Source organism: Streptomyces sp. NPDC037290 (assembly GCF_055603245.1).
Genome location: NZ_JBVJVZ010000010.1, coordinates 221,480 through 245,463, shown reverse-complemented (window position 1 = coordinate 245,463; position 23,984 = coordinate 221,480). Strand labels below are relative to the sequence as shown.

At 71.9% G+C, this 23,984-nt stretch carries 25 protein-coding genes; 21 read left to right on the top strand and 4 right to left on the bottom strand.

Annotated elements, in window-relative coordinates; genetic code table 11:
* Window positions 1-22: 22 nt before the first annotated feature.
* The gene (locus ACZ7HQ_RS30800; RefSeq protein ID WP_470996825.1) at window positions 23-886 is read left to right on the top strand and encodes a thioesterase family protein; all 864 of its coding nucleotides are present in this window, start codon (window positions 23-25) and stop codon (window positions 884-886) included.
* Here ACZ7HQ_RS30800 and ACZ7HQ_RS30795 read toward each other — a convergent pair.
* On the bottom strand, window positions 873-1,472 hold the full coding sequence (locus tag ACZ7HQ_RS30795) for a TIGR03086 family metal-binding protein (RefSeq protein ID WP_470996823.1): 600 nt from the start codon (window positions 1,470-1,472) through the stop codon (window positions 873-875). The genes ACZ7HQ_RS30800 and ACZ7HQ_RS30795 overlap by 14 nt on opposite strands.
* Window positions 1,473-1,574: 102 nt before the next feature.
* Between ACZ7HQ_RS30795 and ACZ7HQ_RS30790 the strand changes: the two genes are divergently transcribed.
* Window positions 1,575-2,540, top strand: a complete 966-nt coding sequence (locus ACZ7HQ_RS30790) for a helix-turn-helix transcriptional regulator (protein ID WP_470996820.1) — start codon at window positions 1,575-1,577, stop codon at window positions 2,538-2,540.
* 428 nt (window positions 2,541-2,968) lie between these two features.
* Here ACZ7HQ_RS30790 and ACZ7HQ_RS30785 read toward each other — a convergent pair whose 3' ends face one another.
* Complete coding sequence (locus ACZ7HQ_RS30785; RefSeq protein ID WP_470996817.1) at window positions 2,969-3,595, bottom strand: TetR family transcriptional regulator; 627 nt, start codon at window positions 3,593-3,595, stop codon at window positions 2,969-2,971.
* Window positions 3,596-3,740: 145 nt separating this feature from the next.
* Here ACZ7HQ_RS30785 and ACZ7HQ_RS30780 point away from each other — a divergent pair, with 145 nt between their 5' ends.
* From ACZ7HQ_RS30780 to mnmA, 4 genes are all read left to right on the top strand, one after another.
* The gene (locus tag ACZ7HQ_RS30780; protein WP_470996815.1) at window positions 3,741-3,908 is read left to right on the top strand and encodes a hypothetical protein; all 168 of its coding nucleotides are present in this window, start codon (window positions 3,741-3,743) and stop codon (window positions 3,906-3,908) included.
* A gap of 32 nt (window positions 3,909-3,940) precedes the next feature.
* Window positions 3,941-4,219, top strand: coding sequence for a DUF4190 domain-containing protein (locus tag ACZ7HQ_RS30775; RefSeq protein WP_470996813.1), 279 nt, complete (start codon window positions 3,941-3,943; stop codon window positions 4,217-4,219).
* A gap of 161 nt (window positions 4,220-4,380) precedes the next feature.
* A complete protein-coding gene (locus tag ACZ7HQ_RS30770; protein WP_470996810.1) occupies window positions 4,381-5,550 on the top strand; it encodes a cysteine desulfurase family protein in 1,170 nt (389 codons plus the stop codon).
* Window positions 5,551-5,926: 376 nt separating this feature from the next.
* Window positions 5,927-7,057: a tRNA 2-thiouridine(34) synthase MnmA gene (gene mnmA, locus ACZ7HQ_RS30765; protein WP_470996807.1), complete on the top strand. Its 1,131-nt coding sequence runs from the start codon at window positions 5,927-5,929 to the stop codon at window positions 7,055-7,057.
* 25 nt (window positions 7,058-7,082) lie between these two features.
* Here the strand turns inward: mnmA and ACZ7HQ_RS30760 are convergent, their stop codons facing one another.
* A complete protein-coding gene (locus tag ACZ7HQ_RS30760) occupies window positions 7,083-7,865 on the bottom strand; it encodes an alpha/beta fold hydrolase (protein WP_470996804.1) in 783 nt (260 codons plus the stop codon).
* Window positions 7,866-7,902: 37 nt separating this feature from the next.
* Window positions 7,903-8,226 (bottom strand): DUF427 domain-containing protein, encoded by a 324-nt coding sequence (locus ACZ7HQ_RS30755; protein WP_470996802.1) that lies wholly within the window; start codon window positions 8,224-8,226, stop codon window positions 7,903-7,905.
* 78 nt (window positions 8,227-8,304) lie between these two features.
* On the opposite strand from ACZ7HQ_RS30755, the gene ACZ7HQ_RS30750 reads away from it, so the two are divergent.
* From ACZ7HQ_RS30750 to ACZ7HQ_RS30680, 15 genes are all read left to right on the top strand, one after another.
* Window positions 8,305-8,844 (top strand): LOG family protein, encoded by a 540-nt coding sequence (locus ACZ7HQ_RS30750; RefSeq protein WP_470996799.1) that lies wholly within the window; start codon window positions 8,305-8,307, stop codon window positions 8,842-8,844.
* A gap of 7 nt (window positions 8,845-8,851) precedes the next feature.
* Window positions 8,852-9,550, top strand: coding sequence for an SDR family oxidoreductase (locus ACZ7HQ_RS30745; RefSeq protein WP_470996796.1), 699 nt, complete (start codon window positions 8,852-8,854; stop codon window positions 9,548-9,550).
* A 31-nt stretch (window positions 9,551-9,581) separates the two neighbouring features.
* On the top strand, window positions 9,582-10,589 hold the full coding sequence (locus ACZ7HQ_RS30740; RefSeq protein ID WP_470996794.1) for a methionine synthase: 1,008 nt from the start codon (window positions 9,582-9,584) through the stop codon (window positions 10,587-10,589).
* A 15-nt stretch (window positions 10,590-10,604) separates the two neighbouring features.
* Entirely contained in the window at window positions 10,605-12,800 is a 2,196-nt protein-coding gene (gene ligA / locus ACZ7HQ_RS30735) for an NAD-dependent DNA ligase LigA (protein ID WP_470996791.1), read from the top strand.
* Between the two features lie 259 nt (window positions 12,801-13,059).
* On the top strand, window positions 13,060-15,306 hold the full coding sequence (locus ACZ7HQ_RS30730) for a putative bifunctional diguanylate cyclase/phosphodiesterase (RefSeq protein ID WP_470996789.1): 2,247 nt from the start codon (window positions 13,060-13,062) through the stop codon (window positions 15,304-15,306).
* 59 nt (window positions 15,307-15,365) lie between these two features.
* Window positions 15,366-15,620, top strand: coding sequence for a hypothetical protein (locus ACZ7HQ_RS30725; protein WP_470996786.1), 255 nt, complete (start codon window positions 15,366-15,368; stop codon window positions 15,618-15,620).
* A 26-nt stretch (window positions 15,621-15,646) separates the two neighbouring features.
* The gene (locus ACZ7HQ_RS30720; RefSeq protein ID WP_470996783.1) at window positions 15,647-16,141 is read left to right on the top strand and encodes a cupin domain-containing protein; all 495 of its coding nucleotides are present in this window, start codon (window positions 15,647-15,649) and stop codon (window positions 16,139-16,141) included.
* 93 nt (window positions 16,142-16,234) lie between these two features.
* Window positions 16,235-16,531 carry an Asp-tRNA(Asn)/Glu-tRNA(Gln) amidotransferase subunit GatC gene (gatC, locus tag ACZ7HQ_RS30715; protein WP_329505585.1) on the top strand — a complete coding sequence of 99 codons (297 nt, stop codon included), beginning with the start codon at window positions 16,235-16,237 and terminating at the stop codon, window positions 16,529-16,531.
* A gap of 5 nt (window positions 16,532-16,536) precedes the next feature.
* Entirely contained in the window at window positions 16,537-18,036 is a 1,500-nt protein-coding gene (gene gatA / locus ACZ7HQ_RS30710) for an Asp-tRNA(Asn)/Glu-tRNA(Gln) amidotransferase subunit GatA (protein ID WP_470996780.1), read from the top strand.
* Window positions 18,033-18,272, top strand: coding sequence for a hypothetical protein (locus ACZ7HQ_RS30705; RefSeq protein WP_053662973.1), 240 nt, complete (start codon window positions 18,033-18,035; stop codon window positions 18,270-18,272). The genes gatA and ACZ7HQ_RS30705 overlap by 4 nt, the downstream gene beginning before the upstream one ends.
* 16 nt (window positions 18,273-18,288) lie before the next feature.
* Window positions 18,289-19,803, top strand: a complete 1,515-nt coding sequence (gene gatB / locus ACZ7HQ_RS30700) for an Asp-tRNA(Asn)/Glu-tRNA(Gln) amidotransferase subunit GatB (RefSeq protein WP_470996777.1) — start codon at window positions 18,289-18,291, stop codon at window positions 19,801-19,803.
* A 244-nt stretch (window positions 19,804-20,047) separates the two neighbouring features.
* On the top strand, window positions 20,048-22,279 hold the full coding sequence (locus ACZ7HQ_RS30695; protein WP_470996774.1) for an MMPL family transporter: 2,232 nt from the start codon (window positions 20,048-20,050) through the stop codon (window positions 22,277-22,279).
* Window positions 22,257-22,832: a GNAT family N-acetyltransferase gene (locus tag ACZ7HQ_RS30690; RefSeq protein WP_470996771.1), complete on the top strand. Its 576-nt coding sequence runs from the start codon at window positions 22,257-22,259 to the stop codon at window positions 22,830-22,832. Before ACZ7HQ_RS30695 ends, ACZ7HQ_RS30690 begins: the two co-directional genes overlap by 23 nt.
* 35 nt (window positions 22,833-22,867) lie before the next feature.
* A complete protein-coding gene (locus ACZ7HQ_RS30685; RefSeq protein ID WP_470996768.1) occupies window positions 22,868-23,476 on the top strand; it encodes a hypothetical protein in 609 nt (202 codons plus the stop codon).
* 196 nt (window positions 23,477-23,672) lie between these two features.
* On the top strand, window positions 23,673-23,846 hold the full coding sequence (locus ACZ7HQ_RS30680) for a hypothetical protein (protein ID WP_470996761.1): 174 nt from the start codon (window positions 23,673-23,675) through the stop codon (window positions 23,844-23,846).
* The last annotated feature ends 138 nt before the right edge of the window (window positions 23,847-23,984 follow it).

Genomic DNA, 23,984 nt, shown 5'->3' with positions numbered 1-23,984 from the left:
TTTCCTGTTGTACCGTTCACCCATGCCAGAAGCAGCTTCCGCCCCCTCCCCGTCGCGGGCCGTGATCGGCGACAGCGAGTTCGACCGCGACACCGCGGTGATCCGGCGCGAGCCCGGTGTCTACGACATCGACCTCTCGGCCGGCTGGACGATCATCAGCGCCGTCAACGGCGGCTATCTGCTGGCCGTGCTCGGCCGGGCCCTCGCGGACACCCTCCCGCACCCGGATCCCTTCACCGTCTCCGCGCACTACCTGACCGCGTCGCAGCCCGGCCCGGCGGTCGTCCGCACGGACACGATCCGCACCGGCCGTACCCTCTCCACCGGCCAGGCCTCGCTCTTCCAGTACGACGACGAGGGCAACGAGGTCGAACGCATCCGCGTCCTCGCCTCCTACGGCGACCTCGCCACCCTCCCCGACGACGTCCGTACGACCGCGACGCCCCCCGCGATCCCGCCGCCGGAGCAGTGCTTCGGCCCCGACGACGGCCCCGCCCCCGTCGAGGGCAGCTCGGCGATCGCCGACCGTCTGATGCTCAAGCTGGACCCCTCGACCCTGGGCTGGGCGCTCGGCGCGCCCTCCGGCAAGGGGGAGATGCGCGCCTGGTTCGGCCTGGCCGACGGCCGTGACGCCGACCCGCTCTCCCTCCTCCTCGCGGTGGACGCGCTGCCGCCCACCGCGTTCGAGATCGGCCTCAAGGGCTGGGTCCCCACGGTGGAACTCACCGTCCACGTCCGCCGCCGCCCGGCCCCCGGTCCGCTGCGGGTGTCCATCACCACCCGCAACCTGGCCGGCGGCTTCCTGGAGGAGGACGCCGAGGTCTGGGACAGCGAGGACCGCCTGGTGGCCCAGTCCCGCCAGCTGGCCCGGGTCAGACTCGGCTGAGCGGGGCGCGGCCCAGCCAGGCGGCCAGCTCCGCGTGGACGCCGGCCCCCTCGGGGGCCCGGCGGCGGGCGCCGAAGGGGGTCTGCGCGTCCCGCGGCCGGGAGTCGGGAAGCACCGCGCGGGCGGTGCCGAGTGCGTACTCGGCGAGTTCCGGGTCGAGGCCGCCCGCGTGGCCGATGGCCTCGGCGAGGTCCCAGGTGTGGGTCACGATCTCCATCACATAGCCGGAGAGCGCCGCGTGGCCCGGTACCTCGCCCCACGGCACGCGCACCGGGGACGTCATCCGCTCGTCGCTCTCCCAGGCCTTCAGGACGCGGACGCGCACCTCGTCGTAGGCCGCGGCCCAGCTGTCGTCCGCGACCCCGGCGGCGGTCGGTTCCACCGCCATTCCGTCGCCGCCCTCGCCGACCACCGCGATCCGCCGGGTGCCGCCGACGATGTGCCCGAGCAGGGCCCGTACGTCGAACTCGGCACAGGGCGTCGGGGCGGTGAGGTGTTCCGGACGCACGGCCTTGATGAGGGCCGCCGCCTGCTCGGTGGCACGGACGTAGACGGGGCGCGGGTCGGTGAAGCCGGTGGTGGTCATGCGATGCCTCTTTCGTGAGTCGGTGCGCCGAGCATCGCGGGATAACCTGACAACGACCGTCAACATTTGCGAGGAGCTCGTCGCGGGCGGGATTCTGGGCGCGTGAAGTCCGACCGGCTGCTGTCGATCCTGCTGCTCCTGCAGACCCGGGGCCGCGTCCCCGCGCACGAACTCGCCGACCGGCTGGAGGTCTCGGTCCGCACCATCTACCGGGACATCGAGGCCCTGTCGGCCTCCGGCGTCCCGGTGTACGCCGAGCGCGGCCGGCACGGCGGCATCGAACTCCTCGCCGGTTTCCGCACCGACGTCACCGGACTGACCGCCGACGAGTCCCGTGCCCTGTTCATCCTGGCCGCCCAGGGAGCACACGCCGCGCTCGGCCTCGACGCGGCCCTCGGCTCGGCCCTGCGCAAGGTGATGGCCGCGCTGCCGGCGCCGTACCGGCCCGCCGCCGAGGTGACCAGCCGCCGCATCCTGATCGACGCCACCCGCTGGAAGAGCGGCCCCCAGCGGGCCGTCGACCTGGCGGTGCTGCAGGACGCGGTGTTCTCCGACCGGCGCCTCAGGCTGCGCTACCGGCACAGCGGGGAGCGGGAGCCGCGGACGTACACCGTGGACCCGTACGGCCTGGTCGCCAAGGCCGGGGTCTGGTACCTGGTCGCCGACCGGCGCGGGACGCCCCGGCTGTTCCGGGCCGACCGGATCCGCTCGGCCCGCCCGCTGGACGAGCCGGTACGGCGCCGGCCGGGGGCCGAACTCGCCGACACCTGGGACGCGTTGCGGCGCCAGGTGGAGGAACGGCAGGGCGGCGTCGAGGTCACCGTGCGGGTCCGCCGTGAGCGGCTCGACATGTTCCAGCGGCTGACGGCCGCCGCGCTGACCGCGCTGCCCGACGACGACGGCGCGAGTGACTGGGTCACCGCCCGGCTGACCTACCCGGCGCTTTCCGCCGTGCGCCAACTCCTGGTGTTCTCCGACCAGGTGGAGCTGCTGGACCCGCCCGAGGCCCGCGCGGAACTGCTGGCGGCGGTCCGTTCCGTCACGGCTCTGTACCAGCGGGGCTCCTGACACGGCATCGCCCCCGCCGTCGCCCTGCCGGCGCTGAGCCCGCTGCTGCTGACCGCGTGCGGCTCGTCGTCCTCGTGCTCTGGGGGCGGGTCCGGGCAGCGGCAGGACTGTCAGTCGCCGTCCGGCATGCCCACGGGCGGCACGGCCCGGTGCCCGAGCGGGCTTCCCTTCGGTGCGCCCTCGGGCGTGTCCACCACCAGGCCGACCGGCACGCCGTCCGGGCTGCCCTCGGGGGTGGCCGCGGGTACGCCGTCGGGCCTGCCGAGCGGTGCGCCCGGCGCTCAGGGCGGGCAGGGCGGCCCCGGTGGCGCTCAGGGCGGCGGCTGCGGAGGTCCGGGTGGCGGTCAGGCGGGTGGTCAGGCCGGGCAGACCGGGGGGCGGGCCGGCGCGGGCAGGCTCGGCAGGGCTCAAGCCCGGAGCCCGGCGGCTCAGGCCGCCCAGTGGCTGCGGCCGATGCTGATGAGCCGCAGCTGCCGGGTGGCGAGCTGGGTGACGCGCTCCCGCTCCTGCGCCGGGGCCTCCAGGGCCTCCAGGAACAGTGACGCGGTGATGAGCATCTGGTCGACGTAGAGATGCGCGAGCATCAGCAGGTCGTCGTCGCTCCACCCCGTGGCCTCGGGATCGTTGGCCAGCTCGGCCTTGACCTCCTCGGCGAACCGGACCAGTTGGGCACGGATGGCCTCCCGGACCGGCTGAACCCCGCCATGTCGTTCGCGGGCGATAAACCGGACATGTGCGGGGTACGCGTCCACATGACGGGCGATCAACTCGATGGCGCGTGTGATGCGTTCCTCGCTGTCGCCCGTCGTGGACACCGTCGTCCGCACCATCGGGTGCAGGCTGCCCAGCGCCTCGTCGACCAGTGCCACCCCGAGGTCGGCGGTCGAGCGGAAGTGCCGGTAGAAGGCGGTCGGAGCGACGCCGACGGCCCGGGTGACCTCACGCAGGCCCAGGCTGCTCAGGCTCTGCTCCTCCAGCAGCGCGAGCGCCGCGTCGAGGAACGCCTGCCGGGTCTTCTGCTTCTGGGCCTGCCGAATACCGAGGGTGTGACTCATGTCATCCAGTTAACAACTGTTCTCTGGAATTGAAAAGCCGTGGAGGGCGTTAGAGTAGAAGTCAGTGAACAACTGTTACTACAACTGTTCACCGAAATTTCACACCGGCCCCATACGAGGCATCCAGGAGGGGGGATCCGATCCCATGCTGTTCCTCGTCGCCGCACTCATGCTGCTCGGTGTCGTGCTGGGCACCGTCGCCCACGCGCCGCTGACCGTCACCGCCGTCGTGGCCGCCGGCATCGCCGTGTGGCTCGGCGTGTTCGCGCTCCGCGAGCGCCACGGCCGCCGGCGTCGCACGTCGGCCAACTGACCGTCCGTCATGACTTCCAGGAGCTGAGCACCATGCAACTCACCGCACCGGTCACGAGCCGCGACGACACCCGGCCGGCCACCCGCGACGCCGACGGCATGGCCGTGGCGTCCTTCATCCTCGGCCTTCTCGGCCTGCTCGTCCTCAACATCTTCCTCGGCCCGACCGCGATCGTGCTGGCCGCCGTGTCCCTGTGGCGCGGCACCACCCGCCGTGGCCGAGCCCTGCTGGGCCTGACCCTCGGCGTGGCCGACCTGGCCGTCCTGGCCATCGCGATGCAGGTCTCCCACACCCTGTCGTGGAGCCTGTGACCCCCCGAGCCACCGGCTGACCGAGTCGGAGCCCCGAGGACGACGGGGCGACCGGACGGCCACCGCCGTGGGCAGTCGTCCCGGGCACGGGCAGGGCGACCTCGCTCAAAGGACCTCGCAGCCGAGGCCGACCGTGCGGGGGCCGTAGAATCGGGCGCACCATGGCTTACCTCGACCACGCCGCGACAACCCCGATGCTCCCGGAGGCGGCAGAGGCCCTGACCGCCCAGTTGAGCATCACGGGCAACGCCTCCTCCCTCCACGCATCCGGCCGCCAGGCACGCCGCACGGTCGAGGAGTCCCGTGAAACCCTCGCGGAAGCGCTCGGCGCCCGCCCCAGCGAGGTCGTCTTCACCTCGGGCGGCACCGAGGCCGACAACCTCGCCGTCAAGGGCCTGTACTGGTCCCGCCACGACGCCGACCCGGCCCGCACCCGCGTCCTTGCCAGCCCCGTCGAACACCACGCCGTCCTCGACGCCGTCCACTGGCTCGGCGAACACGAGGGCGCGACGGTCGAGTACCTCCCCGTCGACTCCTACGGCCGCGTCCACCCCGACGCCCTGCGCGAGGCGATCGCCCGCAACCCCCACGACGTCGCGCTGGTCACCGTGATGTGGGCCAACAACGAGATCGGCACCATCCTGCCGGTTGGTGAACTCGTCGAGGTGGCGGCCGAGTTCGGCATTCCGATGCATGCCGACGCGGTGCAGGCCGTCGGTCAGGTGCCGGTCGACTTCGCCGCCTCGGGCCTCGCCGCGATGACCGTCTCGGGCCACAAGATCGGCGGGCCGTACGGCATCGGCGCGTTGCTGCTCGGCCGTGACCACACCCCCGTACCCGTCCTGCACGGCGGCGGCCAGGAGCGGCACGTCCGTTCCGGTACCCTCGACGTCCCCGCCGTCGCCTCCTTCGCCGTCGCCGGCCGGCTCGCCACCGAACACCGCGAGCGGTTCGCCCGTGACATCGGCGCCCTGCGCGACCAGCTGATCGACGCCGTCCGTGCGGCCGTACCGGACGCGATCCTCGGCGGCGACCCGGCGCCCGAGGGCCGCCTGCCGGCCAACGCGCACTTCACCTTCCCCGGCTGCGAGGGCGACTCGCTGCTGCTCCTGCTGGACGCCCAGGGCATCGAGTGCTCGACCGGTTCCGCCTGCACCGCGGGCGTCGCCCAGCCCAGTCACGTCCTGCTCGCCACCGGCACCGACCCGGACCTGGCCCGCGGCACCCTGCGCTTCTCCCTCGGCCACACCTCCACGGAGGCGGACGTCGAGGCGGTCGCCGAGGCGATCGGCCCGGCGGTGGAGCGGGCGCGGGCGGCGGGGCTCAGCTGAGACGCGAGCGAGCGGACGCCGGGGAACGCGCCGGGGCACATGAGCGACCTACGAGGCGGGTTCCCTTCGCCGGCATTGTCCGGATCAGGTGATGGGGGTCGCCGTCGGGTCCAGTCCTTGCGACCTTCTGGCCTCTCAGCCCGAGCGTCGATGTCGGCACCAGCGGAGACGGTGTACCTCTCGTTGAAGAGATCATGTATCTCTCGCTGAAGTCGGCTACTCCGCTTGAACTCCCTCACTCGTCCCGTAGGTCTGACATTCAGGATAGAACCGCACCTACCGGACAAAAAAGAGCCTAGACCTTGATTTTTTCAGGTATCTCGCTCCCGTATCAGCTGCGTGCCCGAATCCCGCCGCCCCGTACCCTGGAAGGGCTATGACTGAGACCCCGCAGCGCCCCCTCCGCGTCCTCGCCGCCATGTCCGGTGGAGTCGACTCCGCCGTCGCCGCCGCGCGTGCCGCGGAAGCCGGCCATGACGTCACCGGCGTCCACCTCGCGCTCTCCGCGAACCCGCAGTCCTTCCGGACCGGCGCGCGGGGCTGTTGCACCATCGAGGACTCCCGCGACGCCCGCCGCGCGGCCGACGTCATCGGCATCCCCTTCTACGTCTGGGACCTCGCCGACCGCTTCCGCGAGGACGTGGTCGAGGACTTCGTCGCGGAGTACGAGGCCGGCCGCACCCCCAACCCGTGCCTGCGCTGCAACGAGAAGATCAAGTTCGCCGCGCTGCTCGACAAGGCCCTCGCCCTCGGTTTCGACGCGGTCTGCACCGGCCACTACGCCAAGGTCGTCGTCCGCGAGGACGGCTCCCGCGAGCTGCACCGCGCCTCCGACATGGCGAAGGACCAGTCGTACGTCCTCGGTGTGCTGGACGAGAAGCAGCTCGCCCACGCGCTGTTCCCGCTCGGCGACACGGTCACCACCAAGGAGGAGATCCGCGCCGAGGCCGAGCGCCGGGGCCTGGCCGTGGCCAAGAAGCCCGACTCGCACGACATCTGCTTCATCGCCGACGGGGACACCCAGGGCTTCCTCGCCGGCCGGCTGGGCAAGGCCGAGGGCGACATCGTCGACGAGTCCGGCGCCAAGGTCGGCACGCACGAGGGCGCCTACGGCTTCACCATCGGCCAGCGCAAGGGCCTCAGGATCGGCACCCCGGCCCCCGACGGCAAGCCGCGCTACGTCCTCGACATCTCCCCGGTGACGAACACCGTGACCGTCGGCCCGGCCGCCTCCCTGGACGTGAGCGCGCTGACGGCGATCAAGCCCCGCTGGTGCGGCACCGCCCCCACCGGCCCTGGCGCCTACACCGCCCAGCTGCGCGCCCACGGCGGCGAGACCCAGGTCACCGCGGAACCGGTCGACGGCGAGCTGCGCGTGACCTTCACCGAGCCGGTCCGCGGCGTCGCCCCCGGCCAGGCGATCGTCCTGTACGACGGCACGCGCGTGGTGGGCTCGGCGACGATCGCGACGACCACGCGCGCGACCGCCGCAGCGGTCCAGGGCTGATCCGCCGGACAGGCCCTGGCCGCGGCTACTCCGTCAGGAACCCGGCCAGCACCGGCCCCAGCACGTCCGGCTCCACCATGTGGGTCTGGCCCTCCAGCTCGCGGTACGCGCCCTGCGGCACCGCCCGGGAGATCTCCTGGTTCGCCTCGCGCATCCAGTCCGGGCTCGCCCCGCCCGCGACCACCAGCACGGGCACGGAGATCGCCGCGAGCCGGTCCCGGTGCAGCAGGCCGTCGCCCATGACCGCGTCGTCGTACGCGAGGCTCGGCGCGACGGCCTCCATGCCGGCCCACATCGGCGACTGCCGGGCGCCCCGGATGACCTCCTCGCCGAGGCCCGTCAGCCGCAGGAACAGCTCCACCGCGTCCCCCCGGCGGCCCTCGGAGAGCGCCTTGTCCAGCTGCTCCTTGTACGTCGCCTCCCGCTCGGCGCCGCCCTGCAGGAAGTCGGCGTACGGCACCTCGTAGACGGCGGCCCGGGCGGCCGGCAGCCCGCTCGCCACCGCCTCGAGCACCAGCGCGCCGCCCGAGGAGACGCCGAACAGCGCCGCCTCGCCGCCCACGGCGTCGATCAGCGCGGCCAGGTCCTCCACCTCGCGCTCGACCGCGTACGGCTTGGTGTCACCGCTCTCGCCGCGGCCCCGGCGGTCGTAGACGACGGCCGTGCAGCGGTCCGCGAGCCGCTGAGCCAGGGGTGCCACGGTGCCGCCGGTGGACATCGCGCCGCTCACCAGGACCACCGTGGGCCCCTGGCCGATCACTTCGTACGCGAGGGACGTGCCGTCGCGGGAAGTCGTCTTCTTGTCCATGCCCGTGCAGACTGCCGCACCGGCATCGGCTCATCGCTCACGACACGTCGGTTTCGTAGAAGCAGAAGTGATCCTTGATCCCGGCGACGTCCGGCTTGGGATCCGGGTACGCCCAGACCAGGTCGGGCGCGTCCGGCAGCGACCAGTAGGACGCGGTGCCCTTGAAGGGGCAGACGGTGTGCGTGTCGGAGGGGGTCAGCAGATCGACGCGTACGTCCTCGGCGGGGATGTAGTACCGCACCGGACAGCCCGTCTCGCGCAGCACCAGCGGCCGGTCGGTCTCCGCGAGCACCTGGTCGCCGTGCACCACGCGCACGTGCCGCTCGCCCTGTTCGACGGTGATCGTGTGTCCTTGGCTCATGACGGGACAGCACCGGCGGGCCCGTTCTTCTTCCCGCGTACGACGGAGACCCCGGACCGGGGTCGTACGGTAGGGGCCATGAACATCTGCGTCTTCCTGTCCGCCGCCGACCTCGACGAGCGGTACACGCGCCCCGCGCGCGAGTTCGCGGAACTGATCGGCAAGGCCGGGCACACCCTGGTGTGGGGCGGTTCCAACGTCGGTCTGATGAAGGTCGTCGCCGACGGGGTGCACGAGGCGGGCGGCAGACTGCTGGGCGTGTCCGTGGAATTCCTCGCCAACAAGGTGTGGCCCGGCGCCGACGAGATGGTCATCGCCGCCGACCTCGCCGAACGCAAGAAGCTGCTGCTGGAGAAGGCCGACGCCGTGGTGATCATGGTGGGCGGTACCGGCACGCTGGACGAGGCCACCGAGATCCTGGAGCTGAAGAAGCACGGCCGCACCGACAAGCCGGTCGTCCTGCTGAACACCGCGGGCTTCTACGACGGCCTCCAGCAGCAGTTCCGCCGCATGGAGGACGAGGGCTTCCTGCCCCGCCCGCTGTCCGAGCTGGTCTTCTTCGCCGAGGAGCCGGTCGGCGCGCTGGCGTACCTGGAGGAGCAGCTCGGCGTGCACTGATGCGAGCATGGCGGGCATGGCTACACATGTGATCACCGGTGCCGGTTCGGGCATCGGCGCGGCCGTCGCCCGCCGTCTGCACGCGCGCGGGGACGAACTCGTCCTGCACGCGCGCGACGCGGGCCGCGCGAAGGAACTGGCGGCCGAGTTCCCCGGCGCCCGTACCCTGGTCGGCGACCTGGCCGACCCGGACAAGCTCTCCTGGGCCTTCTCCCACCAGACCCTCCCGGACCGGGTGGACTCCCTCCTCCAGATCGCAGGAGTCGTCGACCTGGGTGAGGTCGGCGACCTGACCCCCAAGTCCTGGCGCCACCAGCTCAACGTGAACCTGATCGCCCCCGCCGAGCTGACCCGGCACCTCCTGCCCCAGCTGCGCGCCGCCCGCGGCCATGTGATCTTCGTCAACTCCGGTGCCGGCCTGAGCGCCCACGCCGGCTGGTCCGCGTACGCCGCCTCCAAGCACGGCCTGAAGGCCCTCGCCGACTCCCTGCGCCACGAGGAGCACGCGAACGGCGTCCGGGTCACCTCGGTCTACCCCGGCCGCACGGCCAGCCCCATGCAGGCCAAGGTCCACCAGCAGGAGGGCAAGGAGTACGACCCCGGCGCGTGGATCGACCCCGAGTCGGTCGCCACGACGATCCTCATGGCACTGGATCTCCCGAGGGACGCGGAGGTCAACGACCTGACGGTGCGGCCGGGGCGCTGACCCCGGCCGGGGGGTTCCGTAGGCTTCCCTGGTGAGCGAAAACAGCCAGATCACGTTTGCCGGGGCCACCGGTGTCGGGTCCATGCCCGGAGAGGACGCCCGCGAGGCCGCCAAGACCGTCACCGGCAGCTTCGAGGACTTTCCGTTCCTGCCCGAGTTGCCCGCGCGCGGACCCGGCGCCGACATGATCGGCCGCACCGCGGGGATGCTCGTCGAGCTGTACGCGCGCGTGGAGCCCAGCGGCTGGCGGATCGGGGACCGGCCGGGCCGGGACACCAAGCGGGCGCGCTCCTGGCTGGGGGAGGACCTGGACGCCTTCGAGGAGTTCACCCAGGGGTACGAGGGCGACCTCAAGGTGCAGGCGGTCGGGCCGTGGACGCTGGCCGCCGCGCTGGAACTGAAGAACGGTGAGTCCGCGCTCTCCGACGCCGGCGCCTGCCGTGATCTCGCCGCCTCGCTCGTGGAGGGCTTGCGGCTCCACCTCGCGGAGGTACGGCGCCGCGTGCCGGGCGCCCGCCTCGTCCTGCAGCTCGACGAGCCCTCCCTCACCGCCGTCCTGCGCGGACAGGTGCGCACCGCCAGCGGCTACCGCACGCACCGGGCCGTGGACCGGCAGGTCGTGGAGGCCACCCTGCGCGACGTCATCGGGGCACAGGACGGCGGACCCGTGGTCGTCCACTCCTGCGCCCCCGACGTGCCGTTCGCACTGCTGCGGCGCGCCGGTGCGGCCGCGGTCTCCTTCGACTTCGCCCTCCTCACCGAACGTGACGACGACGCGATCGGCGAAGCCGTCGAGGGCGGGACCCGGCTGTTCACCGGTGTCGTGAGCGGCACTCAAGTGCCGTTGTCAGACCCTGCCGGTAGCGTCATGGGTGTCAGGACGCTGTGGCGCAGGCTGGGTCTGCACCCGGGGCTGCTCGCGGAGGCGGTCACGGTCACCCCGGCCTGCGGTCTGGCGGGGGCCACCCCGGCCTACGCACGCCAGGCGCTCGCCCACTGCGTCCAGGCGGCGAGATCCCTCGCGGACAACCCAGAGTAACGGGAGGACGACACGGTGGCCGGCGACAAGCAGCAGGCGGAGACGGCAGTGCCCGCCGAGGCACGTGACAAGCACGCGCAGCTCGCTGAGCAGATCGAGGAGCACCGCTTCCGGTACTACGTGAAGGACGCTCCCGTCATCAGCGACGCCGAGTTCGACCGGCTCCTGAAGACCCTGGAGGCCCTGGAGGAGCAGTATCCGGAGCTGCGCACCCCGGACTCCCCGACCCAGAAGGTCGCGGGGTCGTACGCGACGGAGTTCACCGCGGTCGAGCACCGCCAGCGGATGCTGTCGCTCGACAACACCTTCAACGACGAGGAACTGGCCGCCTGGGCCGAGCGCATCGCACGCGAACTCGGCGACCAGGAGTACCACTTCCTGGCCGAGCTGAAGGTGGACGGCCTCGCGGTCAACCTCACGTACGAGAACGGCCGGCTCACGCGCGCGGCCACCCGCGGCGACGGCCGCACCGGCGAGGACATCACCCCGAACGTCCGCACGATCACGGAGATCCCGGACCGCCTGCAGGGCGACGAGGTGCCCGGCCTCGTGGAGATCCGCGGCGAGGTCTACTTCCCGATGGAGAAGTTCCTCGAACTGAACGAACGCCTGGTCGCGGCCGGTGACAAGCCGTTCGCCAACCCCCGCAACGCGGCCGCCGGTTCCCTGCGCCAGAAGGACCCGCGGGTCACCGCCACCCGCCCGCTGCACATGGTCGTCCACGGCATCGGCGCCCTGGAGGGCTTCACGGGCATGACCCGCCTCTCCCAGGCCTACGACCTGCTGAAGACCTGGGGCCTGCCCACCTCCCCGCACAACCGCGTGGTCGACGACCTCGACGGAGTACGGAAGTTCATCGCCCACTACGGCGAGAACCGCCACTCCGTGGAGCACGAGATCGACGGTGTCGTCGTCAAGCTGGACGAGATCCGGCTCCAGGGCCGCCTCGGCTCCACCGCGCGGGCGCCGCGCTGGGCGATCGCCTACAAGTACGCGCCGGAAGAGGTCAACACCAAGCTCGTCGACATCAAGGTCGGCGTCGGCCGCACCGGCCGCGTCACGCCGTACGCCCAGGTGGAGCCGGTCACGGTCGCCGGCAGCGAGGTGGAGTTCGCCACCCTGCACAACCAGGAGGTCGTCAAGGCCAAGGGCGTCCTCATCGGGGACACGGTCGTGCTGCGCAAGGCCGGTGACGTCATCCCGGAGATCCTCGGCCCGGTGGTCGACCTCAGGGACGGCAGCGAGCGGGAGTTCGTGATGCCGGGCGAGTGCCCCGAGTGCGGCACACCGCTCAGGCCCATGAAGGAGGGCGACGTGGACCTGCGCTGCCCCAACGGCCGTACCTGCCCGGCCCAGTTGCGCGAGCGCGTCTCCTACCTCGCGGGCCGCGAGTGCCTGGACATCGAGAACTTCGGCGCGGTGGCGGCCGCCGCGCTCACCCGCCCGCTGGAACCGGCCGACCCGCCGCTGGTGGACGAGGGCGACCTGTTCGACCTGACGGTGGAGAAGCTGCTGCCCATCAAGGCGTACGTCCTCGACCCCGACAGCGGTCTGCCCAAGCGGGACCCGAAGACCGGCGAGGAGAAGGTCGTCACGGTCTTCGCCAACCAGAAGGGCGAGCCGAAGAAGAACACCCTCGCGCTGCTGGAGAACATCGAGGCGGCCAAGTCCCGCCCGCTGGCCCGATTCCTGAACGGCCTGTCCATCCGGCACGTCGGACCGGTCGCCGCCCAGGCCCTCGCCCGCGAGTTCCGCTCCGTCGACCGCATCGAACAGGCCACGGAGGAGGAGCTGGCCACCACCGACGGCGTCGGCCCGACCATCGCCGCCGCCCTCAAGGAGTGGTTCGCCGAGGACTGGCACCGCGAGATCGTCCGCAAGTGGAAGGCCGCCGGTGTCTCGCTGGAGGACGAGTCGACCGGCGAGGAGGAGGGCCCCCGCCCGCTGGAGGGGCTCACGGTCGTCGTCACCGGCACCCTGGAGAACTTCACCCGGGACGGCGCCAAGGAGGCACTGCAGAGCCGGGGCGCCAAGGTGACCGGATCGGTGTCCAAGAAGACCTCGTTCGTCGTCGCGGGTGACAACCCGGGATCGAAGTACGACAAGGCCATGCAACTGAAGGTCCCGGTTCTGAACGAGGACGGTTTCGCGGTCCTCTTGGAGCAGGGCCCGGACGCGGCGGCCGAAGTCGCGCTTCCGACCGGGGAGTAGCGGTTGAAGGCCACCCGATCGGCGCATATCAGTTGCATACGGGTGGCCCGGGCGTATTCGGGCAACCGCCGACGACCGGTGCCCGTGGAAGCCTTCCGCGGCCTACTGTTGAGGTGTGCACCTGCCGTGCCCGGCTGCGGTTGGGGCAACTCCGTGCGCTCCGGGAGCGCGGGGAAGGTTTCTTCGACGCGGAGCTGCTGATGGGTGTCGGACATCGGGCCGCGTGGCGTGGGCACCGCCGGCTGTGAGAGGGACGGGAATGGAACCGACCGAGAGCGTCGCGTCCGACTCACGGCTGCGCCTGCGCCGTCGCGCGGGCGCCTGGCGAGGGACCCGGTGGACGGTGCGGGTGCACGGACGTACGCGCGGGCGGGCCCGCGTGGCCGGGCCGGGCGCCGCCCCCGACGCCCACCCGCCCATACCGGTGGGTGTCGCGCCCTCCCCCGGTCTGGCCGGCGCGGACGCCGACGCGGAGCGGCACCTGTCCTGGCCCGCACTGCCCGCGGCCGTCGTGGCCGCCGCCGCGTTCGTCCTCGGCGCCGGTTTCTACCGTGCCTTCAGCGGCCATCACGCCCTCTTCCCGTGCGGCACGGTCGGCTGGTCGCTGGCCCTGCTCACCGGCGTCATCGTCGGGCACCTCGTCATGCTGGGCCGCGCCCGCTGGTGGGGCGGCACCGGCTCCGGAGCCGCCCTCACCCTCGCCGTCCTGCTGCTGTACGGCTGGGTGCCCGCCGGCATGGTCAGCCTCACCGTCGTCGTCCTGGTCGGGATCGCCCGGCGCCAACGCTGGCGGCAGGGCGTGCTGCACGGTGCGGTGGACCTCCTCGGCATCGGCGCCGGCGCGCTGCTGCTCGGCGCGTTCGGCCGGGTCCCCAGCGTCGAGGCGCCCTGGCGGCCGGACAGCTGGAGCATCGCCACGGCCCCCGAGGTCGTCCTCGTCGCCGTCGCCTATCTCGCGGTCAGCCGCGGCCTGCAGTGGTACCTGTACGCCCCGCGCCGCGGCAAGGTGCCCACCGTGGCGCGTACCGCCCTGGTGAGACAGGGGCTGCTCGCCGTCGCCCTGCTCGGCATCGCACCGCTGCTGTGCGTCGTCGCCGTGGCTGAACCGATCCTGCTCCCGCTGTTCGCCATCCCCCTCATCGCCCTCGACTCCACGCTCTGGATGGCACGCGCGCGGGCCGAGGAGCAGCTGCGCGACCCGTTGACCGGGCTGCCCAACCGGCAGTGGCTGCTGGAGCGGATCTGGACGGCTCTGGACGACGCCGAACGCATCGGTGCGCGCGCCGCCCTCATGCTGATCGACCTCGACCGGTTCAGGTCGGTGAACGACACCCTCGGTCATCTCGCCGGGGACCGGCTGCTGCTGCAGATAGCCGACCGGCTGCGGCTCGCCCTGCCGCGCGGAGCGGAGGCAGCGCGCCTCGGCGGTGACGAGTTCGCCGTGTTACTGCCCGTCGCCGACTCCACCACGTCGGCCACGCGCGTGGCCCGCGGCCTCGTCGCCGCGCTCAGCTCCCCGCTGGACCTCGACGGGCTCACCCTCGTCCTGGAGGCCAGCGCCGGTGTCGCCGTCTTCCCGGACCACGCCCTGGACGCCGAGGGACTGCTGCGGCGGGCGGACGTGGCGATGTACCAGGCGAAAAGGGACCGTACGGGAGTGGAGGTGTACGAGTCCAAGCGGGACTCGAACACCCCGGACCGGCTCGGCCTGCTGGGCGACCTGCGCCGGGCGCTGGACGCGCACGAGGTGCAGCTGCACTACCAGCCCAAGGTCCGCTTCGACGGTCAGGTCGCGGGCCTGGAGGCCCTGGTCCGCTGGGTGCATCCCGAGCGGGGGAAGGTTCCGCCGGACGAGTTCATAGCGATCGCCGAGTCCTCCGGCCTCATGCCCCACCTGACCGAGTACGTCCTGGAGACCGCGCTCGGACAGGTCGCCAAGTGGCGCGCGCAGGGCCTGCGGGTGCCGGTGGCGGTGAACGTCTCGCCGCGTGATGTGCACACGCCCGGTTTCGCAGGATCGGTCGCGGCCCGGCTGGCCCGGCACGGGGTCCCCGCGGGCGCCCTGCAGCTGGAGATCACCGAGCATGTGCTGCTGGAGGACCCGCAGCGGGCCGCGGACACCCTCGCGGGCCTGACCGGGCACGGTGTGAAGATGTCGCTGGACGACTTCGGCACGGGGTATTCGTCCCTGGTGCACCTGAGGCGGCTGCCGGTGAGCGAGCTGAAGATCGACCGGTCGTTCGTCGCGCGGCTGGCCGTCGACAACGAGGACGCGGAGATCGTGCGCTGCACCGTCGATCTGGCGCACTCCCTCGGGTTGCTGGTCGTCGCCGAGGGCGTGGAGGACGACGAGACGTGGGAGCGGCTGCGCGATCTGGGGTGTGACGCCGTACAGGGGTGGCTCGTCGCTGCGGCGATGCCGCCCGATGAGACGACGGCGTGGCTGCGGGCCCGTGGTTCACGAGGGTGGCAGAGGCCGCGCGCCGCGTTGCCCGCCGCCGAGTAGTTCCGGGCGCGTCAGCAGGCCGGGGTCCCCGCCCGGGGCCGTGATCGGCGTCCACCCCGGTGAACAGCTCGCCGAACGCCTCCCTGAGCGCCGCCGGTGCCTCTTCCGTGGCGAACGGCAGGTCCACCAGGTGGGTGAACACCGCGTCGTGGCGGGCGGCCCGGCGCCGCGCGCAGGACGTGCACGTCCGCGCGACCGCCGCCATGATCATGATGGTCCTGCGCGGCGGCGGCGCGAAAACCGTCGCGTCCGGGATCCACTTCGCCACCGCGTTCGTTGTAATGATCAGTGCCGGACTGCTCTTCGCGGTCTGAGCGCGTCCGACAGGGGGAAACGCATCATGTCGCTGTTCGTGCCGAAGTTCGACGAGACCGTGCTGGTCAGGGACGCGGAGGCCGAGGTGGTCGGTCAGGCGCCCACTGCCGTCAAACTGCTCGCCGACAGCAGCGCCAGCGGAGGCGCGCTGTCCACCGTCCGGGTCACGCTCGCCGAGGGTGCCGACGGAGCCCGCCCGCACGTGCACCACAACTCCGCCGAGATGTTCTTCCTGCTCGACGGCGAGGCCGAGCTGCTGTCCGGCGACGACGTGGTCACCGCCCGGCGCGGCGACCTGGTCGTCGTCCCGCCGGACCGGCCGCACGCCTTCGCCGCCGTCCCCGGCAGCCCCGCCGACATCCTGATCGTCATCACCCCGGGCGTCGAGCGCTTCGAGTACTTCCGCCACCTGCAGCGGATCCGCCTCGGCGAGGTCACCCCGGAGAGCCTCCTGGAGGTCCAGGAGCTGTACGACAACCACTTCCTGAAGAGCGAGGTCTGGGACGGCCGCCACCGCTGACGGCGGGGAGTCGGGAAACCGTTTAACGGCCACCCGGCCCCGCCCCATAGGATTGGCCCCAAACCACACACACTCACCCCAGAGGATCGCTGCATGCCTGGCATCACGCGCGAGGAGGTCGCCCACCTCGCCCGGCTGGCGCGTCTGGAGCTGAAGCCCGAAGAACTCGACCACTTCGCGGGACAGCTGGACGACATCATCGGCGCGGTCGCCCGCGTCAGCGAGGTCGCCGACCAAGACGTACCGCCGACCTCGCACCCGCTGCCGCTGACGAACGTCATGCGGTCGGACGAGGTCCGTCCCTCGCTCACCCCCGAGCAGGCGCTCTCCGGCGCCCCGGCCCAGGAGCAGCAGCGTTTCAAGGTGCCGCAGATCCTGGGGGAGGAGTGACCACCATGACGGACAGCAACATCATCAAGCTCACGGCCGCGCAGATCGCCGAGAAGATCGCCTCCGGCGAGCTGACGGCCGTCGAGGTCACCGAGGCCCACCTCGCCCGGATCGAGGCCGTCGACGAGAAGGTGCACGCCTTCCTGCACGTCGACCGCGAGGGTGCCCTCGCCCAGGCCCGTGCCGTGGACGAGAAGCGGGCCCGCGGCGAGAAGCTCGGCCCGCTGGCCGGCGTCCCGCTCGCGCTCAAGGACATCTTCACCACCGAGGGCGTGCCCACGACCGTCGGCTCGAAGATCCTCGAGGGCTGGATCCCGCCGTACGACGCGACGCTCACCAAGCGGCTGAAGGCCGCCGACGTCGTCATCCTCGGCAAGACCAACATGGACGAGTTCGCCATGGGGTCCTCGACCGAGAACAGCGCCTACGGCCCGACCGGCAACCCCTGGGACCTCACCAAGATCCCCGGCGGCTCGGGCGGCGGTTCCTCCGCCGCGCTCGCCTCCTTCGAGGCGCCGCTCGCCATCGGCACCGACACCGGCGGCTCCATCCGCCAGCCGGCCGCCGTCACCGGCACGGTCGGCGTGAAGCCGACGTACGGCGCGGTGTCCCGCTTCGGCATGGTGGCGTTCTCGTCCTCCCTGGACCAGGGCGGCCCCTGCGCCCGCACGGTCCTGGACGCGGCCCTCCTGCACGAGGTCATCGCCGGGCACGACCCGCTCGACTCGACGTCCATCGACGCCCCGGTCCCGCCGGTCGTCGAGGCCGCCCGGAACGGCAGCGTCGCGGGCATGCGCGTCGGCGTGGTCAAGCAGTTCCGCGGCGAGGGCTACCAGGCCGGTGTCATCCAGCGCTTCGACGAGTCCGTCGCGCTGCTGAAGGAGCTGGGCGCCGAGATCGTCGAGCTGGACTGCCCGTCCTTCGACCTCGCCCTGTCGGCGTACTACCTGATCGCGCCGTCCGAGTGCTCCTCCAACCTCGCCCGCTTCGACGGCCTGCGCTACGGCCTGCGGACCGGCGACGACGGCCGCCACTCGGCCGAGGAGGTCACCTCGCTCACCCGCGAGGCCGGCTTCGGCCCGGAGGTCAAGCGCCGCGTCATGCTCGGCACGTACGCCCTGTCGAGCGGCTACTACGACGCGTACTACGGCTCCGCGCAGAAGGTCCGCACGCTCATCACGCGCGACTTCGAGAAGGCCTTCGAGCAGGTCGACGTGATCGTCTCGCCGACGACGCCGACCACCGCCTTCGCGATCGGCGAGCGCGCCGACGACCCGATGGCGATGTACCTCGCGGACCTGTGCACCATCCCGACCAACCTGGCGGGCAACGCGGCCATGTCCCTGCCCTGCGGTCTCGCCCCGGAGGACAACCTCCCGGTGGGCCTGCAGATCATCGCCCCCGCGATGAAGGACGACCGGCTGTACAAGGTCGGCGCCGCCGTCGAGGCCGCCTTCGTGGAAAAGTGGGGACACCCGCTGCTGGAGGAGGCTCCGTCGCTGTGAGCAAGCTGTCCAAGGCCAAGGACTTCAAGAAGTCCAAGTCCGGTACGTACCTGTCGATGGCCACCACCGCGTTCGGCGCGATCGGTGTCACCAAGCAGATCAAGAAGGCCCGCGCCGAGCACGACACGCTGCGGCTGATCGACGCCACGGTCTCCGCCGTGGCGATCGTGACCGGCCTCGCGATCCTCTACCGCGAGCTGAAGCGGCTGGGCGACGACGACGTCCTGCTGGGCTGAGAGGGAAGTTTTCACCGTGACCACCACGACCGACCTGGTGTCGTACGAGGACGCGCTGGCGTCGTACGACCCCGTCATGGGCCTTGAGGTCCATGTCGAACTCGGCACCAAGACCAAGATGTTCTGCGGCTGTTCGACCGAACTGGGTGCCGAGCCCAACTCGCAGACCTGCCCGACCTGCCTCGGCCTGCCCGGCGCGCTCCCGGTCGTCAACGCGACCGGCGTCGAGTCCGCCATCAAGATCGGCCTCGCGCTGAACTGCGAGATCGCCGAGTGGTGCCGCTTCGCCCGGAAGAACTACTTCTATCCGGACATGCCGAAGAACTTCCAGACCTCCCAGTACGACGAGCCGATCGCCTTCAACGGCTACCTCGACGTACAGCTGGAGGACGGCGAGACCTTCCGCGTGGAGATCGAGCGCGCCCACATGGAGGAGGACACCGGCAAGTCGACGCACGTCGGCGGCGCCACGGGCCGTATCCACGGCGCGTCCCACTCCCTGCTGGACTACAACCGCGCCGGTATCCCGCTGATCGAGATCGTCACCAAGCCGATCGTCGGCGCCGGCGAGCGCGCCCCCGAGGTGGCGAAGGCGTACGTCCGTGAGCTGCGCGAGCTGATCCGCGCGCTCGGCGTGTCCGAGGCCCGTATGGAGATGGGCCAGATGCGCTGCGACGTGAACCTGTCGCTGATGCCCAAGGACGCCGACAAGTTCGGCACGCGCAGCGAGACCAAGAACGTCAACTCGCTGCGTTCGGTGGAGCGTGCGGTCCGCTTCGAGATCCAGCGGCACGCGGCCGTGCTCGGCGACGGCGGCTCGATCGTGCAGGAGACCCGCCACTTCCACGAGGACACCGGGTCCACGACCTCGGGCCGCGTGAAGGAAGAGGCCGAGGACTACCGGTACTTCCCGGAGCCCGACCTGGTCCCGGTCGCGCCCTCGCGCGAGTGGGTCGAGGAGATCCGGGCGGCCCTGCCCGAAATGCCGCTGGCCCGCCGCACCCGGCTGCTGGCCGAGTGGGGCATCTCCGCCACCGATATGCAGGCGATCCTCAACGCCGGTGCGCTGGAGCCGATCGTCGCCACGATCGACGCCGGTGCCGACGCGGCCTCCGCCCGCAAGTGGTGGATGGGCGAACTGGCACGCAGCGCCAACGAGTCCGGCAAGGCGCTGGACGAGCTGGCGATCACCGCGCAGCAGGTGGCCCGGGTCGCCGAGCTGGTCGCGAAGGGTGACCTGAACGACAAGCTGGCCCGCCAGGTCATCGAGGGCGTCCTCGCGGGCGAGGGCACCCCGGACGAGGTCGTCGACAAGCGCGGTCTGAAGGTCGTCTCCGACGAGGGCGCGCTGACCGCCGCCGTCGAGGAGGCCATCGCCGGCAACCCGGCCATCGCCGACAAGATCCGCGGTGGCAAGGTGGCCGCGGCCGGCGCCCTGGTCGGCGCGGTCATGAAGGCGACCCGGGGTCAGGCCGACGCGGCTCGCGTCAAGGAGCTGATCCTGCAGAAGCTGGGCGTCAGCGAGGGCTGAGACCCGTGGTGCGGCCCCGGAGGTGTGACCTCCGGGGCCGTCCTCGTACCTCCGGGCGACAGAGTGCGCACGCGTGTCCTGTGATGTGCCTCCCACTCTTGTGAACAAGCCCACGAACGCGACAAACGATCACTTTCGCCTGCAAGAGTGTCCTGCGCTTACTCATATGTTCTTTGCGGGCTGTTCACCTCATGGACGATCGTTCCCGGTCAAAGATCCACACATCATCACTGGGAGCACGTCCGTGGCAGACCTCGCCCGTTGGTGTGTCCGGCATCGGCTGATCGCCGTCCTGCTGTGGCTCCTCGCCTTCGGCGGTGTCACCGCGGCCGCAGCAGTGGCCGGTTCGTCGTACTCGAACGACTACAGCGTCCCCGGCACCGAGTCGGGCCGCGCGGCGCAGCTGCTCGAGGACGGTTTCCCGGGTCTGGGCGGGGACAGCGACACCGTCGTCTGGCACACCGTCACCGGCACCGTCCGCGCCGCCGGTGTCAAGCGGACCATGACCCGCACCCTGCGCCGGATCGCCGCGCTGCCCGCGGTCGCCTCGGTGACCGGGCCGTACGGCAGCCGGGGCGCGCACCGGATCAGCGCCGACGGCCACACCGCCTACGCCACCGTGACCTTCACCCAGCCGGTCGAGCACATCGGAACCTCCGAGGCGCGGGCCGTGGTGCGCACCGCCAAGGCCGCCGAACGCGACGGGCTCCACGTGGAGCTGGGCGGCAGCGCGATCGGGCTCACGGCGTCCGCGCACGAGCACACCGCCGAGGTGGTCGGCGTCCTCGTCGCGGCCGTCGTACTGTTCCTCGCCTTCGGCTCGCTCGCCGCCTCGGCTCTGCCCATCGCCACCGCGCTGGTCGGCGTCGGCACCGCCTACGCCGGCATCGGGCTGCTCGGACACGCCATGACGGTCGCCGACTTCGCGCCCATGCTCGGCATGCTGATCGGTCTCGGCGTCGGCATCGACTACGCGCTGTTCATCGTGACCAGACACCGGCGCGGTCTGAAACGCGGGCTGAGCGTCACCGAGGCCGCCGTGAACGCCGTGGCCACCACGGGACGCGCGGTCGTGTTCGCGGGTGCGACGGTGTGCATAGCCCTGCTGGGGATGCTGACCCTGCGGCTCGGCTTCCTCAACGGCGTCGCCGTCGCCGCCTCGCTGACGGTGGTGCTGACCGTCGCCGCCTCGGTCACCCTGCTGCCCGCCCTGCTGTCGTACATCGGCCCCCGGGCCCTCAGCCGCCGCGAGCGGGGCAGGCTCGCCGAACACGGGCCGCGCCCGGAGCTGCCCACCGGTCTCGCCGCCCGCTGGTCGGCGCTCGTCGAACGCCGGCCCAAGCTGCTCGGTTCGCTCGCCGTCGCCGTGGTCGCGCTGCTCGCCCTGCCGGCCCTCTCCCTCCACCTCGGCACCTCCGACCAGGGCAACGACCCCCGCACCTCCACCACCCGCAAGGCCTACGACCTGCTCGCCGACGGCTTCGGGCCCGGGGTGGACGGACCGCTCACCCTGGTCACCCGGGTGGACGGCGGCGACGACGAGCTGGCCCTGGACAACCTCGACACCACCCTGCGCGCCACCCGGGGCGTCGCCTCCGCCACCCCGGCCACCTATTCCGCCGACGGCACCACCGCCTACCTCACCGTCGTCCCGGACTCGGCGCCGCAGTCACAGGACACCAGCGATCTCGTGGACCGACTGCGCACGAAGGTGCTGCCGCGCGCGGAGACCGGCACCTCCCTCGGCATCCAGGTCGGCGGGGTCACCGCCGGTTACGACGACTTCGCGGATGTGATCGTCGGGAAACTACCGCTGTTCGTCGGCGCGGTCATCGGGCTCGGCTGTCTGCTGCTGCTCGTCGCGTTCCGTTCGCTCGGCGTCCCGCTGAAGGCCGCGGTGATGAACATCGCCGCCGTGGCCGCCGCGTTCGGCGTCGTCGTCGCCGTCTTCCAGTGGGGCTGGGGCAGCGAACTGCTCGGCCTCGGCCGGGCCGGTCCCATCGAGCCGTTCCTGCCCGTGATCATGGTGTCCGTCCTCTTCGGACTCTCCATGGACTACCAGGTCTTCCTGGTCAGCCGGATGTACGAGGAGTGGCTGGAGACCGGTGACAACCGGCGTGCCGTCCGGGTCGGCCTCGCCGAGACCAGCCGGGTCATCAACTCGGCCGCGATCATCATGATCTCGGTCTTCCTGGCCTTCGTGCTCAGCGGCGACCGTGTGATCGCCATGTTCGGCATCGCGCTGGCCTCCGCCGTCGCCCTGGACGCCTTCGTGCTGCGCACCCTGCTGGTGCCCGCGCTGATGCACCTGCTCGGCGCCGCCAACTGGTGGCTGCCCGCCTGGCTGGAGCGCCGCCTGCCCCGCATCAGCATCGAGCCGCCCGAGTGCCGCGCCGCGCATGAGAGGCTCGGCGAGGTCCCGGTGGACGAACTGCGGAAGGACGAGCAGCACGATGTACGCGATATCCCTGGGTGACGACGGAGCCGAGCTGCGGCCCCTGGAGGTCTGGCACGCCGAGGAGGTCCTCGCCAACGTCGACCGGGGGCGGGAGTTCATCGGCCGGCACATCGGGCTGCCGGACGTGGTCCGTGACCTGGAGGGCGCCCGTTCCTGGGTGAGGTCGTACGCCGACAAGCGCGCTGTCGACGCCGGCAGTCTGCACGGCATCTGGCTGGACGGGAAGCTGGTCGGCGGCCTGCTGTTCCGGGTGTGGGACACGCCGAGCGGGGTGTGCGAGGCCGGCTGCTGGCTGGAGCCCGCGGCGGCCGGGCGCGGACTGGTCACCCGGGGCATGCGGGTGCTGCTGGACTGGGCCGTCGAGGAACGCGGCATGCACCGTGTGGAGTGGCATGTGTCCTCCGCCAACGAGCCCAGCATCAAGGTGGCCCAGCGGCTCGGCATGACCCGCGAGGGTGTGCTCCGCGAGAACTACCCGCACCGGGGCGTGCGCACCAGCACCGAGATCTGGTCGGTCCTCGCTCCCGAGTGGCGCGCGGCACGCGCGCGTACCGCGCACAGCGATCATTAAGGGACCTCTCAGACAGGGTCCGTACGGTGCCGGGCATGGCTACGAAGACAGAGGAAGGCGCCAAGGCCCCCGCCGAGGCGCAGAGCGACGAGACGGCGGTGGAGGCCGCCACCACCGGGGAGGAAGCCGCGCGGGCGGAGGTTCCCGAGGGGGACTCCGGGCAGGCGGACGCCGCCGGGGAGAAGCCCGCCGACGAGGAGGCCGCGGAGGAGGCCGCCGAGGAGGCGGAAGCCACGCAGGAGAACGTGCCTTTCGGGGTCGGCCAGGGCGCCGGTGCGGTCGTCTCGGCCGCGCTGGGTCTCGTCTCGCTCAGCGGTGGCTGGATCGGCACCGTCGCCGGCGCCCGCGAGCAACTCATCGGTCAGCTGCGGACCTCCTCCACCGCGAGCGTCGCCACCCAGATCAAGGCGGTCTACGGCAACGCCTGGCACAGCACCGCCCTGTGGGCCGGCCTGTTCGCGCTGGCCGCGCTGCTGACCGGTGTGGTCGTGCTCGCCCGGCCCGCCTTCGGTGCCCCCGGCCGGCCGCAGGCACCCTGGATCAGGTCGGTCGCCTGGGCCGGCGTCTCGCTCGGCGTCATCGGGCTGCTGCTGGCGGTCCTGAAGTACTCCGACGCCCTGCTCGCCCTGCCCTCGACTGGCTGAGAACGCGCGGCTCCCCGGGGCCTTAGGGATTCCATGAGCACCTTAGGGACTCCCTGAGGCCCCTTACGCGTGCGTGCGGCCCGTACGCCGCCCGAAGATGCGGAACTCTCCCCATGTGGCGCACCCCCCTGGGAGACGAAGGTGGAGGCATCGCAGAAAGCGACGCACGACACCGACTCTCCTCGAAGGACACGCCGTGATCGAGTTCGAGTACCACAAGATGCGCTCCGCCGAGCTGATCCGCGAGGCCGAGCAGCAGCGCCTGGCCCGCAGCGCCGCCCGGACCCGCCGTGCCGCCCGCCACGACAGCGCGGTCGCCGAGTCCCATACCGGCCGCCCCCGCCGGCACCGGCTCCCGCGCACCGCGTGACCACCCGGCCGACGGACGGGGCCGGGACGCAGGGCGACCGTACGGGGGTGGGCCGCCTTCCGGACCTCCCGGCCCAGGGTCGTACGACTGTCCACCCCCGTCGTGCGGCCCTTCCGTCCGTTGCTCCCACCCCTCCAC